This window comes from Arthrobacter sp. USHLN218 (genome assembly GCF_037144715.1).
In the GTDB taxonomy this organism is placed as follows: domain Bacteria; phylum Actinomycetota; class Actinomycetes; order Actinomycetales; family Micrococcaceae; genus Crystallibacter.
The window spans coordinates 725,909-741,638 of sequence record NZ_JBBCYT010000001.1 but is presented as its reverse complement, the minus strand read 5'-3'; the positions used below and the strand labels follow the sequence as shown (position 1 = coordinate 741,638).

At 69.1% G+C, this 15,730-nt stretch carries 16 protein-coding genes; 1 reads left to right on the top strand and 15 read right to left on the bottom strand.

Features of this window, described 5'->3' with window-relative positions:
* Positions 1 to 40: 40 nt before the first annotated feature.
* From rpsO to rimP, 11 genes are all read right to left on the bottom strand, one after another.
* Complete coding sequence (gene rpsO, locus WFH44_RS03250; RefSeq protein ID WP_262104124.1) at positions 41 to 310, bottom strand: 30S ribosomal protein S15; 270 nt, start codon at positions 308 to 310, stop codon at positions 41 to 43.
* 151 nt (positions 311 to 461) lie between these two features.
* Positions 462 to 1,442: a bifunctional riboflavin kinase/FAD synthetase gene (locus WFH44_RS03245; RefSeq protein ID WP_336711673.1), complete on the bottom strand. Its 981-nt coding sequence runs from the start codon at positions 1,440 to 1,442 to the stop codon at positions 462 to 464.
* Positions 1,443 to 1,536: 94 nt separating this feature from the next.
* On the bottom strand, positions 1,537 to 2,004 hold the full coding sequence (locus tag WFH44_RS03240) for a hypothetical protein (RefSeq protein ID WP_336711672.1): 468 nt from the start codon (positions 2,002 to 2,004) through the stop codon (positions 1,537 to 1,539).
* A gap of 17 nt (positions 2,005 to 2,021) precedes the next feature.
* A complete protein-coding gene (locus WFH44_RS03235) occupies positions 2,022 to 2,399 on the bottom strand; it encodes a hypothetical protein (protein ID WP_336711671.1) in 378 nt (125 codons plus the stop codon).
* Positions 2,399 to 3,307, bottom strand: a complete 909-nt coding sequence (truB, locus tag WFH44_RS03230; RefSeq protein WP_336711670.1) for a tRNA pseudouridine(55) synthase TruB — start codon at positions 3,305 to 3,307, stop codon at positions 2,399 to 2,401. Before truB ends, WFH44_RS03235 begins: the two co-directional genes overlap by 1 nt.
* Positions 3,308 to 3,354: 47 nt before the next feature.
* Positions 3,355 to 3,828 (bottom strand): nucleoside deaminase, encoded by a 474-nt coding sequence (locus WFH44_RS03225; protein WP_336711669.1) that lies wholly within the window; start codon positions 3,826 to 3,828, stop codon positions 3,355 to 3,357.
* Positions 3,829 to 4,087: 259 nt separating this feature from the next.
* Positions 4,088 to 4,564 carry a 30S ribosome-binding factor RbfA gene (gene rbfA / locus WFH44_RS03220; RefSeq protein ID WP_336711668.1) on the bottom strand — a complete coding sequence of 159 codons (477 nt, stop codon included), beginning with the start codon at positions 4,562 to 4,564 and terminating at the stop codon, positions 4,088 to 4,090.
* Between the two features lie 85 nt (positions 4,565 to 4,649).
* Positions 4,650 to 7,526 carry a translation initiation factor IF-2 gene (gene infB / locus WFH44_RS03215; RefSeq protein WP_336711667.1) on the bottom strand — a complete coding sequence of 959 codons (2,877 nt, stop codon included), beginning with the start codon at positions 7,524 to 7,526 and terminating at the stop codon, positions 4,650 to 4,652.
* A gap of 161 nt (positions 7,527 to 7,687) precedes the next feature.
* The gene (locus tag WFH44_RS03210; RefSeq protein ID WP_336711665.1) at positions 7,688 to 7,996 is read right to left on the bottom strand and encodes a YlxR family protein; all 309 of its coding nucleotides are present in this window, start codon (positions 7,994 to 7,996) and stop codon (positions 7,688 to 7,690) included.
* A 56-nt stretch (positions 7,997 to 8,052) separates the two neighbouring features.
* Positions 8,053 to 9,027 carry a transcription termination factor NusA gene (gene nusA / locus WFH44_RS03205; protein WP_336711664.1) on the bottom strand — a complete coding sequence of 325 codons (975 nt, stop codon included), beginning with the start codon at positions 9,025 to 9,027 and terminating at the stop codon, positions 8,053 to 8,055.
* A 1-nt stretch (position 9,028) separates the two neighbouring features.
* Positions 9,029 to 9,637: a ribosome maturation factor RimP gene (rimP, locus tag WFH44_RS03200; protein WP_336711663.1), complete on the bottom strand. Its 609-nt coding sequence runs from the start codon at positions 9,635 to 9,637 to the stop codon at positions 9,029 to 9,031.
* A 99-nt stretch (positions 9,638 to 9,736) separates the two neighbouring features.
* Between rimP and WFH44_RS03195 the strand changes: the two genes are divergently transcribed.
* Complete coding sequence (locus WFH44_RS03195; RefSeq protein ID WP_336711661.1) at positions 9,737 to 10,888, top strand: DUF4439 domain-containing protein; 1,152 nt, start codon at positions 9,737 to 9,739, stop codon at positions 10,886 to 10,888.
* Positions 10,889 to 10,949: 61 nt separating this feature from the next.
* On the opposite strand, the gene WFH44_RS03190 is transcribed toward WFH44_RS03195, so the two are convergent.
* The 4 genes from WFH44_RS03190 to ispG all read right to left on the bottom strand — a co-directional run bounded on the left by WFH44_RS03190 (position 10,950) and on the right by ispG (position 15,706).
* Complete coding sequence (locus WFH44_RS03190) at positions 10,950 to 11,750, bottom strand: sulfite exporter TauE/SafE family protein (protein WP_336711660.1); 801 nt, start codon at positions 11,748 to 11,750, stop codon at positions 10,950 to 10,952.
* Positions 11,747 to 13,546, bottom strand: a complete 1,800-nt coding sequence (locus tag WFH44_RS03185) for a proline--tRNA ligase (protein WP_336711659.1) — start codon at positions 13,544 to 13,546, stop codon at positions 11,747 to 11,749. Before WFH44_RS03185 ends, WFH44_RS03190 begins: the two co-directional genes overlap by 4 nt.
* A gap of 113 nt (positions 13,547 to 13,659) precedes the next feature.
* Positions 13,660 to 14,586 carry a GNAT family N-acetyltransferase gene (locus tag WFH44_RS03180; RefSeq protein ID WP_336711657.1) on the bottom strand — a complete coding sequence of 309 codons (927 nt, stop codon included), beginning with the start codon at positions 14,584 to 14,586 and terminating at the stop codon, positions 13,660 to 13,662.
* Entirely contained in the window at positions 14,540 to 15,706 is a 1,167-nt protein-coding gene (gene ispG, locus WFH44_RS03175; protein ID WP_262104112.1) for a flavodoxin-dependent (E)-4-hydroxy-3-methylbut-2-enyl-diphosphate synthase, read from the bottom strand. Before ispG ends, WFH44_RS03180 begins: the two co-directional genes overlap by 47 nt.
* Between the last annotated feature and the right edge of the window lie 24 nt (positions 15,707 to 15,730).

Genomic DNA, 15,730 nt, shown 5'->3' with positions numbered 1-15,730 from the left:
TGCGCTCAGCAGATCCGAGGGAGCCGCCTTCGTTGTCAGACTAGCGGCGCAGGCCGAGACGCTCAATCAGCGTACGGTAGCGCGCAATGTCGGTGTCATGCAGGTAGCCAAGCATGCGCCGGCGGCGACCGACCAGGGCCATCAGGCCGCGGCGGGTGTGGTGGTCATGCTTGTGCATCTTCAGGTGTTCCGTCAGGTCCGAGATGCGGCGGGACAGAACAGCGATCTGTACCTCGGGAGAACCCGTGTCGCCCTCGTGGGTGGCGTATTCCTTGATGATTTCCTGCTTGATAGCGGCGTCCAATGCCACAGTAACTCCTAGAAGTTGTGCCGTGAGGCCCGAATCAGCACCTCGCTGCCGGGGGCTCCGCGACCCTGCAGCGGACTGGCCGGCAGGCACGGATAAATCCAGCCGCCACGGACCGCAGCCGGATTCGCCCTCAAGTCTACCCGGCGCGTACTTACTCTGTCGAAAGCAGGGCCCGGCACTGGGCCACATCGAGCTGCATCTGCGTCACCAGCGCCTCCGCCCCGGTGTAGGCAACCATTCCCCGGAGGCGCTGCACGAATTCCACCACGACCTGCTGGCCGTAGAGATCGAAGTCCGCGGTGCGCTCGGCGGGCCGGTCGATCACATGGGCCTCGACCCGGCGGCTGGCTCCCACGAACGTCGGATTCGAGCCGACGGAAATCGCCGCGGGCCACCGCGTCCCGGCCTGGTCGATCAGCCAGCCGGCGTACACGCCGTCGGCCGGTACCAGGCCGCTCGCGTCCGTTGAGAGATTCGCTGTGGGGAATCCCAGCTCGCGCCCGCGGGCGTCCCCGTGCACGACTTCGCCGCGTACGCGGTGCAGGCGGCCGAGGATCTGGGCCGCGGTTGCGACGTCGCCCTCGGTGAGCGCCTCCCGCACCCAGGACGAGGAGCAGCGCCGGTCCCCGTTCAGCACGTCCGGCGCGTCCGGCTGGTCCGAGCCGTACTCCTCGATGACGTCCACGGCGAAGCCGAACTGCTCGCCCAGTTCCTGCATGGTGACCAGGTCCCCCGAATTGTCCTTGCCGAAGCGGACATCGTGGCCGATGACGACGGCGGAGGCGCCGAGCGCTTCCACGAACACCTTGCGGACGAACTCCTCCGGGGTGTCGGCGGCCAGCTCCAGTGTGTAGGTCATCATCAGCAGGCCGTCGACGCCGGTTTCTTCCAGCGCAGCGACCCGGTCGGCCAGGCCCATGATCTGCGGCGGGGCGGACTCGGGCCGGTGCACCTGGGCAGGATGCGGGTCGAAGGAGATGGCGACCGCACTGGCGCTGTGCCGCGCGGCGGTCTCCACCAGGGTGGTGAGCACCTGCTGGTGGCCGCGGTGAACGCCGTCGAAGTTGCCCAAAGTTACCACTGAGGGACCAAAGCCGGACGGTACTTCGGCCAGGTCTTTCCAGTAGTGCACAGTTTCTCCTCGCGTTGTTCGGCTTCGGCGGCGCCTGCCGGCCCGCGCTGACGCGGGCGGGAAGACCTCATCCATTATGCAGACGGCGGCGCCTTTACCGCATTTCGGTCCGGCCCGGCCGGTGCCTCCACAGCCACCATAGCCCCAGCAGCGGCAGCAGCAGCGGCACGTAGCCGTAGCCCTTGCCGAAGCCGGACCACACCGTGTCGTCCGGCAGCAGCGCGGCGTCGAACACGCTGATCAGGCCGACCGCGAGCACCCCCAGCAGCTCCACGCTGATGGCGGCCACGGAAATCCAGAACCAGCGCAGGCCCTTCTTGGCCAGGGCGACGGCGGCGAGGATATAGACGGCCGCGGCGAACGCGGACAGCAGATACGCGACGGGCGCCTCGGAGAACTTGGTGGCGATCTGGTAGGCCGCCCGCGCCGTGGCGGACACGGCGAAGATCCCGTAGACGGCGATGATCAGCCGCCCCGGGCCGCTGGCGCGCTGCTCGCTGCGGGCAACGCCGCCGGCTTGCCCCTGGTCGGATTTCCGTCCGGCCGGACTGGTTGAGCTCATGGTTCCTAACTTCGCTTTCATAGTGCCGTCCCCGCCATGTCCCAGATCTGTTCCATCCGGACCAGCATCACGGCGATGGTGAGTCCGACGGCGCCCAGGACCAAGTTGCTCCAGCGGCTTCGTTCCAGCATGGACCACCAGAACGCCGCGACCGGGACCAGCAGGGCCGTGATCCAGTAGCCCCAGAACTCCCAGGCCTCCCCGGCGACCGGTTCTCCCCCGAGCTGCCGGAAGATCGCGGCGACGCCGTAGACGAGCAGGAAAAGTTCGACGGCGGCCACGGCCAGGATCGTGATGTCGTTCGGCGGCTGCCGGATGATCGCGGCGACGATGCAGATGAGCGCGGAAACCAGGCAGATCACCACGCCGGTGATGAAGAAACCGTCGACTACCACTACCGCCCGGCCTCGTCGTTACCCGGTGCGAACACCAGCAGCGGCTTCGCCTCGGAACCCTTGTTGTCCAGCAAGGCCACGAGCCGTCCATCCGGCGCGAACGCCGCGATAGGTCCCGCCTCGGGGCTGGCGGAGATGCGGCGCCCGTGCGAGAGGTCGGCGGCCTCGGCCGGTGCCAGCTCGCGCGCGGGAAAGAGCGCGCGGGCCGCGTCGTCCAGTTCCAGCAGCTGCAGCTCCTGGGCCAGTTCCTCGAGGGTTGCGGCAGAGCCGATCCCGTACGGACCGACCTGGGTCCGCCGGAGGGCCGTCAGGTGTCCGCCGACGCCCAGGGCAGCGCCCAGGTCCCGGGCCAGCGCCCGGATATAAGTGCCGGACGAACATTCCACGGTGGCATCGATGTCCAGGAGCTTGCCGCCCCGTTCGCGCCGGATGTCGTGGATGTCGAAGCGGTGGACCGTGACCGGCCTTGCGGGAAGGTCCACCTCGGCGCCGGCCCGCACCCGCGCGTAGGAGCGCTGGCCGTTGACCTTGATCGCGGAGACGCTGCTGGGGACCTGCTCGATGTCCCCGGTCAGGTCGGCGACGGCGGCGCGGATCGCGTCCTCGGTGACGGCCGCGGCGATGGTCTCGTTAGTGATATCGCCCTCGGCGTCGTCGGTCACCGTTGACTGGCCCAGCCGGATGGTCGCCGTGTAGGTCTTCCTGGTGCCCACGATGTAGGTCAAAAGCCGCGTCGCGCGGTTGATGCCAACGACAAGGACGCCGGTGGCCATCGGATCCAGTGTGCCGGCGTGGCCCACTTTCCGGGTGCCCGCCAGCCGCCGCATGCGGCCGACCACGTCATGGCTGGTCCACCCCTGCGGCTTGTCCACGATAATCAGTCCTGAACGGAGCGGCCCGGAATTCACGCCTTTCAGTATATGGGTGTCCGGATGCTGCGAACGACGCCGGTGTCTCAGTACTCGGTCTTCGCGTCCAGTTGTTCCCAGCTGCGGAAGGGCTCCTGCGACGTCGGCACCGTGATCTGGGAGACCGGCATCAGCGCTTCCTGGCCCCGTCCCATGATGTAGTCGTAGAAGGCGGCGTCGTCGAAACCTGCCCGTGCCGCGTCATGGCGGTCGGCGGCGAAATACACCCGGTCCAGCCTGGACCACAGCGCGGCGGAGAGGCAGAGCGGGCAGGGCTCGCAGCTGCTGTACAGCGAGGCGCCGGCCAGGTTGAACGTCCCAAGCTCCTGGCAGGCGCGCCGGATGGCCACGACTTCCGCGTGGGCGGTCGGGTCGTTGCTTGCGGTAACCCGGTTGGTGCCTTCGAAAACCCGGCCGTCCGCAGCGACAACGATGGCGCCGAAGGGGCCGCCCTGGGCGTCGACGTTCCTGACTGCCAATTCCACAGCCTGGGTCAGGTATTCGGCGATCTTGTCGTCCATGGCACCACCTTGGTTCGAGGACACTGCTTCGGTCGTTGGCAGCTCCCGCTGCCGGGAATAGCTCGACCCTACTGCACCATCCTGTGCCGGAACGCCGTGCCGTCATCAAAGCAGTCATCAAAGCCGTCATTAAAGGACAGTGCCCGGCACTGTGGAGAGCGCAAACACGCTCTTCGCCACAGTCCGGGCGCTACCGGAGTCTCCTCCGGCGGGGGCAGGTGCTGCACCGGCCCCACGGGGTTAGGTCAGCTCGACGGGATCAGCGGGTGCCGTCGCGCTCGTCGGGATCGGCCGCGAAGTCTTCCTCGTCGTCGTCCTCTTCATCCTTGCGGTAGGGATCGGAGTCCCCGGCGAAGGTCGCACCCTCGGCAAGGGCGGCCACCTCGGCATCCCGGGCCTTGGCCGTCCGCAGGAGTTCCTCCAGGTTGCTGGCGTTGACCGGGATCTCGTCCGGCACGAACTCCAGGGTCGGCGTCAGCCGGGCCGTAATGTTCTTGCCGACCTCCGAGCGGAGGATGCCCTTGGCAGACTCGAGGGCCTTGCGGGTGTCGCTCTGCTGGGCCTCGTCGCCGAAGACGGTGTAGTACAGCGTGGCGTGCTGCAGGTCGCTGGTGACGCGGGCGTCGGTGATGGTGACGAAGCCGAGCCGCGGATCCTTCACCCTGCGGTCCAGCGCCTGTGCTACGACGACCTTGATCCGGTCAGCCAGCTTGGCTGCGCGGGCTGGATCAGCCATGGGTCCCCTCCTCATGTCGGGTGGTTAAGGGGCGGACGCCTGGCCGGCTTTGCGGCCGGTCCAGGCGCCCGCCCGGGAGAACTGACTAGACGCGCGGCTTCTCGCGCATCTCGTAGGTCTCGATGATGTCGCCTTCCTTGAGGTCGTTGAACGACCCCAGGCCGATGCCGCACTCGAAGCCCTCGCGGACCTCGGTCGCATCGTCCTTGAACCGCTTGAGCGACTCAACGGTGAGGTTCTCGCCGATGATGTTGCCGTCGCGGGAGACGCGCGCCTTGGAGTTACGGCGGATCGTGCCCGAGCGGACAATCGAGCCGGCGATGTTGCCGAACTTGGAGGAACGGAAGATCTCGCGGATCTCGGCGGTGCCGAGCTGCGCTTCCTCGTACTCCGGCTTCAGCATGCCCTTCAGCGCCAGTTCGATGTCATCGATTGCGGCGTAGATGACCGAGTAGAAGCGCATGTCGACGCCTTCGCGGTCGGCCAGTTCGGCCACGCGCTCGGCCGGCTTGACGTTGAAGCCGATGATGATCGCGTTGTCCACGGTCGCCAGGTTGACGTCGTTCTGCGTGATCGCACCGACACCGCGGTGGATAACGCGCAGCTGGACATCTTCGCCGACATCGATCTTGAGCAGCGAGTCCTCCAGCGCTTCGACGGCACCGGACACGTCGCCCTTGAGGATGAGGTTGAGGGTGTCAACCTTGCCCTCGGCCACGGCCTTGTCGAAGTCCTCGAGGCTGATGCGCTTGCGGCGCTTGGCCAGCGCGGCGTTGCGGTCCGCAGCTTCGCGCTTCTCGGCGATCTGGCGGGCGGTACGCTCGTCGTCGGTCACCAGGAAGGTGTCACCGGCGCGCGGCACCGTGGACAGGCCCAGGACCTGCACCGGACGCGACGGCGAAGCCGCCTCGACCTGGTCGCCGTTCTCGTCGAACATGGCACGCACGCGGCCGTGCGCAATGCCGGCCACGATCGTGTCGCCCACCTTCAGCGTTCCGGACTGGACCAGCACGGTAGCGACCGCGCCGCGGCCCTTGTCCAGGTTCGCTTCGATGGCGATGCCGCGGGCGTCCTTGTTGGGGTTGGCCCGCAGGTCCAGCGCCGCGTCCGCGGTCAGCAGGACTGCCGAGAGCAGGTCGTCGATGTTGAGGTTCTGGCGTGCGGAGACGTCGACGAACATGGTGTCGCCGCCGTACTCCTCGGGTACCAGGCCGTACTCGGTCAGCTGGCCGCGGATCTTGTCCGGGTTCGCGCCTTCCTTATCGATCTTGTTCACGGCCACCACGATCGGCACGCCGGCGGCCTGCGCGTGGTTCAGCGCCTCCACGGTCTGCGGCATGACGCCGTCGTCCGCGGCGACCACCAGGATGGCGATGTCGGTGACCTTCGCACCACGGGCACGCATGGCGGTGAACGCCTCGTGGCCCGGGGTATCGATGAAGGTGATCCGGCGCTGCCGGCCATCGTGGTCGAAACCGATCTGGTAGGCACCGATGTGCTGGGTGATGCCACCGTGCTCGCCCTCGACAACGTTCGAGTGCCGGATGGCGTCGAGCAGGCGGGTCTTACCGTGGTCGACGTGGCCCATGACGGTCACGACGGCCGGACGCTTCTCCAGGTCCTCGTCGCCCTCGGCCTCAAGTTCGGCCTCGAGGTCGATGTCGAACGAATCGAGCAGCTCGCGCTCCTCGTCCTCGGGGGAAACGACCTGGATCTTGTAGCCCAGTTCCGCGCCGAGGACCTCGAAGGTCGCCTCGTCCAGGGACTGGGTGGCCGTGGCCATCTCACCGAGGTGGAACAGGACGGTCACCAGTGCGGCCGGGTTCGCCTCGATCTTGTCGGCGAAATCCGTGATGGAGGAGCCGCGGCGCAGGCGGACAACCGTGTTGCCATCGCCGCGGGGAACGCTCACGCCGCCCAGCGACGGTGCGCTCATCTGCTCCAGTTCCTGGCGCTTCGCGCGCTTCGACTTACGCTGCTTGCCGCGGCCGGCGCCACCCTTGCCGAAGGCGCCCTGCGTGCCGCCGCGTCCGCGGCCGCCCTTGCCGAAGCCGCCTCCGGCCGGAGCGCCGCCCGGGGCACCACCCGGACGGCCGGGAGCACCCGGGCGACCGGGACCGCCGGAGCGGCCGGCGGGTGCCGGACGCTCGGTGCGGTTAGGCATCATGCCCGGAGTCGGACGTGCGCCACCGGGACCGCCGCCGGGCCGCGGGGCGCCGGGGCGGGGTGCGCCCGGACGGGGCGCTCCGGGACGGGGTGCACCGGGCCGCGGTGCACCCGGACGGGGACCGCCCTGGCCGGCTGCGGGACGCGGACCGCCCTGGCCGGCAGCCGGACGGGGCGCGCCGTCGCGGCCGCCCCGGGGCATGCCCTGGGACGTGGCGAAGGGGTTGTTGCCCGGACGCGGAGCACGATCGGAATCGCGGTCGCGGCCACCCCGGGGCATGCCCTGGGACGTGGCGAAGGGGTTGTTGCCCGGGCGGGGACCGGAAGGCCGCGGTGCGCCGGGACGCGGGGCGGCGGAACCGGGCTTCGGTGCAGCCGGGGTTTCAGCCGGGGCCGAAGCTGACGCAGCGGCCGGAGCGGACGGTGCGGCCTGGGCCGCAGGTGCCTGCGGTTCGGCCGGTACCGAGGGAGCGGACGGCGCCGCAGTTTCGGCCGGCGTGGAAGCCGCCGGGGCCTGCGGAGCCGGCGAGGGCTTGGCGCCCGGACGCGGCGAGGGAGCGGCACCGGGCTTGGGCCCGGGAGCCGGACGTCCGGCAGGCGCTGGCCGGCCGGAGGGCGCCGCGGCGCCCTTTGCACCGGCGGCCGGGTAGGCATCACGAAGCTTCTTGACTACGGGTGCCTCGATAGTCGACGAGGCGGACCGGACGAATTCGCCCAGTTCCTGCAGTTTGGCAACTGCATCTTTAGAGGTAATACCGAGCTCTTTCGCGAGCTCGTGTACGCGGACCTTGGCCACATTTCTCCTGTCTCGGTCCGCACCGAGCCAGGTACGAACCGTCTATTTCTTGCTGCGGTCTCCCGCACCGCACATGGGGTGCTGCGGAGAACGACCGTGAGCAGTGCACAACAGATAAGTCATCGTTGGGCACTCATCGCTTGGCACTCATCGGGTTTCCATCAGTTTTCTGACCCGCTTTCAGGTTGGACGGTTGTTCGCGCGCTGAAGTAGCTTTCAACGGCGCGGCTATCAACTTTACCCCTAAAGGCTCGGTTAAAGGCACGCCGCTTCAAAGCCAAGGCCATGCACGCGGAATCCGGGTGCAACCAGGCACCCCTCCCGGGCAAGCGGCGGTGGAGATCGACGACGACGGCACCAGGGCCGTCCGGCGCGATGGCCAAACGCAGCAGGCCGGACTGGTCATCCTGCTTCCGGCAGCCAATGCAGGTACGCTGCGGAGGCTTCCGGGGAGACCGGACCGTATTCATTCTAGCGCTTTCGGCAAGCCGGCCACGAACCGGGCCGGTCAAATCGGACAGGGAGGCTATTGGACGGCCACCGCATCCGAGACGATGTCGATCCGCCAGCCGGTCAGCTTGGCCGCGAGGCGGGCGTTCTGGCCCTCCTTGCCGATGGCCAGCGACAGCTGGTAGTCCGGCACCACCACGCGGGCCGAGCGGGCATCCGTGTCCGTGATGGTGACGGAGGTGACGCGCGACGGCGACAGCGCGTTGCCGATGAAGGTCGCCGGGTCCTCGCTGAAGTCCACGATGTCGATCTTCTCGTCATGCAGCTCGGTCATGACCGCGCGCACCCGCGAACCCATCTCGCCGATGCAGGCGCCCTTGGCGTTCAGGCCCGGCACGTTCGCCTTGACGGCGATCTTGGTCCGGTGCCCGGCCTCGCGCGCCAGCGCCACGATCTCGACGCTGCGGTCCGCGATCTCCGGAACCTCAAGTTCGAAGAGCTTGCGCACCAGGCCCGGATGCGAACGGGAGAGCGTGATCGACGGGCCCTTCAGGCCGCGGTGGACGTCCACCACGTAGGCCCTCAGGCGCGCGCCGTGCGGATAGCTCTCCCCCGGCACCTGCTCGGGCGGCGGCAGCAGAGCTTCGACCGTGCCCAGGTCCACCTGCACCATGTTCGGGTTGTGCCCCTGCTGGATGACGCCGGAGACCAGCTCGCCTTCCTTGCCGCGGAAGACGCCGAGCACGTTGTCATCCTCGGCATCGCGCAGGCGCTGCAGGATGATCTGCCGGGCGGTCGATGCCGCGATGCGGCCGAAGCCGTTGGGCGTGTCGTCGAACTCGCCGACGACCTCGCCGTCCTCGTCGACCTCGGCGGCCCAGATGGTCACGTGTCCGCTCTTCCGGTCCAGTTCGGCCCGGGCCTTCTCGATGGAGCCGGGCGTCTTGTGGTACGCCACCAGCAGCGCCTGCTCGATCGTCGGAATGAGCAGATCCAAGGGGATTTCGCGTTCGCGTTCCAGCAGCCGCAGGGCGCTCATGTCGATATCCATGTCAGTCTTCCTCATTCTCAAGTTCGCCGCGCTGCTCAGCCGCGGCCAGTTCTTCGTCCAGCTGGGTGAATTCTATTTCCACTTTCCCGCTGCGGATGTTGCCGAAGGCCAGCTCCACGGGGTCGCCTTCCTTTGGCTTCATTCCCTTCCGGACCGCCAGCTGCGGGCGGAGGGTGACGCCGTCTTCCCGGACCTCCAGCAGGCGCCCGGTCACGTCCTCGCCGTCGATCACCTTGGCACGCACCAGCCGGCCGAGGTTCCGCCGCCAGTGCCGCGGCTCGGTCAGCGGCCGGCTCACGCCGGGCGACGACACTTCAAGATCGTACGGGTCGCCGGCATCGTGCGGATCCTCGTCAAGAATCTTGGAGAGCACCTGCGAGAGCTCGGCGATGGTGTCCAGTCCCACACCGCCCACGCGGTCCTCCGGCAGGTCCACGATGACGTGCACGGTGCGCTGGGTGCCCGCGGTTCGCACCTCGACATCCTCCAGGTAGAGCTCCTTGGCGGCCACGGCCGGTGCTACGAGTTCCTTCAGGCGATCCGCCTCTGCATTGGTGCCGGTTGGATTCCCCGGCTGGAACCCGCCGGTGCGATCGGGCCGATCCGCCATTGCTGCCTCCCGCTAGATGATGTTGTAGCTACTAGCCTAGCGACTTTCCCGGGCAGTCGTTGACGCCCGCCCCGGCGCGGCATGGCATCATCGACTGTTGTGGAACCGTCTCCTGCACCGTCCGCCGCCGCGAAGTCCGGGCGGTTCCTGCGCCGCACGCTCCTGCTGCTGCTGGCCGGCGCCCTGGTCATCGGCCTGGGCACCGTTGTGGCCCCGGTCGACGACGGCCCGCCGCCCCTGAGCACCACCGAGCAACTGCTCGTGGACGCGGAGGACAGCCTGCTGGATGCCGCGGGCAGCCTGGAGGCGCTGGCCGCAGCGAACGGCGAAAATAACGACGGCGGATCGCGGCTGGCCGCCCGCCTCGCCCAAGACCTGCGCCGGCAGGCGGCGCTGTTCCCCCTGGTCACCACCTGGCCGTCAGGTTCCCCCGCGGCCCAGGACGGCTCAGGCGAGGCGCGGCCGTCCGCAGGGGCCGTGCCGTCCGAGGGCGGGGAGCAACCCGCGGCCATGTCCGGCCCGGCCACGAGCGAACCCGCGCCGAGCCCGCAGCAGGCACTGGATGCGCTGTCCGGTACGTACCGGCTCCTGCTCGACGGCTCTCAGGCTGCCGAGCCGGGACTGGCACGGCTGCTCGCCTCCGTCGGCGCCGCCGTCTACAGCCAGGCCACCGCCCTGCACGGTGCCTACCCCCAAACCGAGCCTCCCGCACGGTGGACGCCGCCCCCGACGGCCGCCGCGCCGGAATGTCCGCCCGCTGCGAGCGGAGCCTCCTCGTCTTCCCCCGCCCCCGAGCCTCAGCCCGTGGACACCACCTCCCCTGGCACCCAGGGGAGCACCGAGGCGCAGGCCGTGGCCGGCGTCGTCGTCACCGAATACCGCACGATCTTTACCTACGAAGCCGCGCTGCCCAGGCTCTCGGGCAACGAACGCGCCGCCGCCGAGGAACGCTACGCGGTGCACCGCGCGCTGGCGGGCCGGTGGGAGGATCTCGCCGCCGCGGCCTGCCTCGGGCTGCCGGAGCGCGCGGCCGCCTACCCGTTCCCGGCCGACCCGGCCGCGCAGCCGCTTGAGGCGCTGGCCGCAGCCGAACAGGACACGGCCTCCGCGTTGGCCGACGCCGTCGCCTTCAGCCGGTCCCTGCGCGGAGCGGCGGCAGCCGACCTTGCCGCGGCGGCGCTCCGGCTCGCCGCGACCGGAGGCCGGCCGCCGCTCACCCCGGGTCTGGACGAGGACGGCGGCGAGGGCTGAGCCGGACGCGCGGGGCGGGCTGCAAACCGGGCCCGCAGTCAACGGGCCGGCCGCGGCGGAGCTACCCGCCCAGCACGTTCTCCTGCACCACGTCGTAGCCGAGCTTGATAATCAGCGCGGCCACAACGAGCAGGAACACGACCCGGATGAACCGGCTGCCCTTGGTGATCGCCATCCGGGCGCCGACATAGCCGCCGGCCATGTTGGCCACGCCGAGCAGCAGGCCGAGGCCCCACAGCAGGGCGCCGCTGGGAAGGAAGAACATCAGGGCGCCGGCGTTGGTCGCCATGTTGACGATCTTGGCCTTGGCGCTGGCGGCCAGGAAGTTGTAGCCGAGGATGGCCACCATCGCGATGATCAGGAACGAACCGGTCCCCGGACCGATCAGGCCGTCATAGAAGCCGATGACGAGCCCGATCCCGGCGGCGGTGCCGAAGTGCCGCACGCCGCTGTAACGCAGCTTCGTGAGGGTCCCGGCGGTGGGGCGGAGCGCAGTGAAGACGGCGACGACGATCAGCGCGACGATGATGATCGGCTTGAAGACCTCGGCCGGCAGCGCGGTGGCGACGATGGCCCCGGCGAAGCTGCCCGCCAGGGCCACACCGGCCATCGGCAGCGCCGTCTTCAGGTCCGGGTGGGCCCGGCGGTAGTACGTCACCGCGCTGGTCGTGGTGCCGAAGATCGAGCCCATCTTGTTCGTGGCCAGCGCCTGGACCGGGCTGATGCCGGGCACCAGCAGCAGGGCGGGAAGCTGGATCAGCCCTCCGCCGCCGACCACGGCATCCACCCAGCCCGCGGCGAAGCCGGCGACGACCACCAGGAGGATCGTCGCCAGCTCGAGCTCTTCGAGCCCGGAGATCACTTCCCGGTAAGCGCCGCCACGTAGGCGACCGCGTCCTCCAGCGGAATGTTCTGCGCCTCGCCGGTGGCGCGGTCCTTCACCTCGACGACGCCGTCAGCCAGGCCGCGCCCGACCACCACGATCGTCGGCACGCCGATCAGCTCGGCGTCGCCGAACTTCACGCCCGGGGAGACCTTGGGCCGGTCGTCATAGATGACGTCGAGGCCGGCGGCTTCGAATTCGTCGGCGAGCTCGGCGGCCGCCTCGAAGATTTCCGTGCCCTTGCCCGTGGCCACGAGGTGCACGTCCGCCGGTGCCACGTTCCGCGGCCAGACCAGCCCCCTGCCGTCATGGTTGGACTCGGCCAGCGCGGCCACGGCGCGGGTGACGCCGACGCCGTAGGAACCCATGGTCACGGTGGTGAGCTTGCCGTTGGAGTCCAGGACCTGCAGGCCGAGCGCCTCCGCATACTTCCGGCCGAGCTGGAAGATGTGTCCCATTTCGATGCCGCGGGCGGCCTCGAGCGCGCCGGAGCCGTCCGGGGCGGGGTCGCCCGCGCGCACCTCGACGGACTCGATCACGCCGTCCCAGCCGAAGTCGCGCCCGGCGACGAGGCCGAACACGTGCTTGCCGTCGAGGTTGGCACCGGTGATCCAGCTGCTGCCGGAGACCACGCGGGGATCCACCAGGAACAGCAGGCCGGTCTTGCCCTCGGTACCCAGCACAGCGGCGTCAAGGCTCTCCCCCGGTCCGATGTAGCCCTTGACCAGGCCCGGGTGCTTCTTCAGGTCGTCTTCGGTAGCCGGCTCGATGCCCACTTCGCCGCCGACCGGCAGGAAGCCCGCGATGTTGGCCTCCACGCGCTTGAGGTCGACCGCGCGGTCGCCCGGGACGCCGATCACCAGGATCTGGCGTTCCCCGGTCGGCAGCGTGGCGGCCAGCACCACGTTCTTGAGCGTGTCAGCGGCGGTCCACGGCCGGTCGGCCCGGGGCGCGATCTCGTTGGCGGCGGCCACGAGGGTCTCGATGGTCGGAGTGTCCGGGGTGTCCTTCACCTCGGCCGCGGGTGCTCCGCTGAAGTCGATGGCCGGCGGCACCACGGTGGTGACCGCCTCGACGTTGGCGGCATAGCCGCCGGCCGAGCGCACGAACGTGTCCTCGCCGACCTCGGTCGGATGCAGGAATTCCTCGCTCTTCGAGCCGCCCATGGCGCCCGCGGTCGCCTTGACCGGAATCACTTCGAGTCCGAGCCGGTCGAAGATCCGCAGGTACGCGGCCCGGTGCGCCGCGTAGCTGGCGTCCAGACCGGCGTCGTCGATGTCGAAGGAGTAGGAGTCCTTCATGATGAACTCGCGGCCGCGCAGCAGGCCGGCCCGCGGGCGGGCCTCGTCGCGGTACTTCGTCTGGATCTGGTACAGGCAGACCGGCAGGTCCTTGTAGGAGGAGTACAGGTCCTTGACCAGGAGCGTGAACATTTCCTCGTGCGTGGGCGCCAGCAGGTAGTCCGCCTCCTTGCGGTCCTTCAGCCGGAACAGCCCCTCGCCGTACTCGGTCCAGCGGTTCGTCGCCTCGTACGGTTCGCGCGGCAGCAGTGCCGGGAAGTGGACTTCCTGCGCGCCGATCGAGTTCATTTCCTCGCGCACGATCGCCTCGACCTTGCCCAGGACCTTCAGGCCCAGCGGCAGCCAGGAGTAGATCCCCGGGGCGGCCCGGCGGATGTAGCCGGCGCGGACCAGCAGCTTGTGGCTGGCGACCTCTGCGTCAACCGGGTCTTCGCGCAAAGTGCGCAGGAACAGAGTGGAAAGTCGCAGGACCACGCTTGGAATCCGTTTCTGGGTCAGGGAGGAAGAATCAGTTACCCATCCTACGGTTCCTCACCCCGCAGGCGTGAACCGGGCGGCACGCGGCCTGTCCGCCCGGCGCGGGGACGTCAGAACAGCACGGTCGCGAAGGTGCCGACCCGGGTGAAGCCGACCCGCTCGTACGCCAGGATCGCCCGTTGGTTGTAGTCGTTGACGTAGAGGCTCGCCACCGGTGCGAACCGGCGGGAGAGTTCGACGACGGCGGCCAGCGCCGGCGCGGCCAGCCCCCGGCCGCGGTACTTGGGATTCATCCACACGCCCTGCAGCTGCACGGCCGCGGTAGAGACGTTGCCCAGTTCGGCTTTGAAGACCACCTCGCCGTTGCCGTCGCGCTGGATGAGCGAATGCCCCTTGCCGATCAGGCTGCGAACGCGCTGGCGGTAGTGCTGGCCGCCTCCGGACATCGGCGAGTAGCCGACTTCCTCTTCGAACATGGCGACACACGCCGGCAGCAGCACGTCCAGGTCCTCCGGCTCGGAGAACCTGACGTCGGGCGAAGCCGGTACGGCCGGTTTGCCGCGCAGTTCCATCAGCGGCTGCCGCGGGCGGACGTCGAAGGGCCGGCTGGCGGTCTGCTGGTAGGACGACCAGATGCCCATGACCGCCTCGGCCGGCCCGAAGATCGACGACGTGCGCCGGTTCGCCGCGGCCAGGAAACTGCCGAGGCGGGCGCCTTCCTCGGCGCTCAGGCCGGTCGGGACGACGTTGACTCCGGCCCAGCACGCCCCGGTCAGCCCCTCGGGGGTGAAATAGCCGAGGATCTCGGCTCCGGAGCCGGTCGGCCGCGCGGTCTTGGCGGTCTCGAGGTGGGCGGCGAGGAACACGTTGCCCACGGGATCGCGGTTGACCACGTCCCACAGGGCCGACGTGTCCTCGTCGGCCAGGACCCGGATGCCGGTTTCGCCGGGGGCCGCCTGGGCAGCGCCGGCGGTGCGGTCCCGCTGCCTGCTAGCTGACGGTAACCACGGGGCTACCCTGGACAGCATCTTCGCCATCGGCGTCCCCCATTTCCTCGGCAATTCTCATTGCTTCTTCGATGAGTGTCTCAACAATCCGGTCTTCGGGCACAGTCTTGATGACTTCGCCCTTCACGAAGATCTGGCCCTTGCCGTTGCCGGAGGCCACACCGAGGTCGGCTTCCCGGGCTTCGCCCGGACCGTTGACGACACAGCCCATGACGGCCACGCGCAGCGGGACCTCCATCCCTTCCAGCCCGGCAGTCACCTCGTCCGCCAGGGTGTAGACGTCCACCTGGGCCCGCCCGCAGGAGGGGCACGAGACGATTTCGAGCTTCCGCTCGCGCAGGTTCAGCGACTGCAGGATCTGCAGGCCGACCTTGATTTCCTCCACCGGCGGCGCCGACAGCGAGACGCGGATGGTGTCCCCGATGCCCTTGGACAGCAGCGCGCCGAAGGCGGTGGCGGACTTGATGGTGCCCTGGAACGCCGGCCCGGCCTCGGTCACGCCCAGGTGCAGCGGCCAGTCCCCGCGCTCGGCCAGCAGCTCGTAGGCGCGGACCATGACCACCGGGTCATTGTGCTTGACGGAAATCTTGAAGTCATGGAAGTCGTGCTCCTCGAAGAGCGATGCCTCCCAGACGGCGGATTCGACGAGCGCCTCGGGAGTGGCCTTGCCGTACTTCTGCAGCAGCCGGGGATCCAGCGAGCCGGCGTTGACGCCGATCCGGATCGAGGTGCCGGCCGCCTTGGCCGCATCCGCGATCTCCTTGACCTGGTCATCGAACTTGCGGATGTTGCCGGGATTCACGCGGACGGCAGCACAGCCGGCGTCGATCGCGGCGAACACGTACTTGGGCTGGAAGTGGATGTCCGCGATGACCGGGATCTGGGACTTCTTGGCGATGATCGGCAGCGCCTCGGCGTCGTCCGCGCTCGGGCAGGCGACACGGACAATATCGCAGCCGGCGGCGGTCAGCTCGGCGATCTGCTGCAGCGTCGCGTTGATGTCCGTGGTGGGAGTGGTGGTCATGGACTGGACGCTGACGGGCGAATCCGACCCGACTCCGACCGAGCCGACTTTGATCTGGCGGGTCTTGCGCCGCGGAGCCAAAACGGGCGGCGGCGCCGCCGGCATACCTAGGTTGACCGAAGTCAATGCATCCTCCATGAGCCTTGGGGC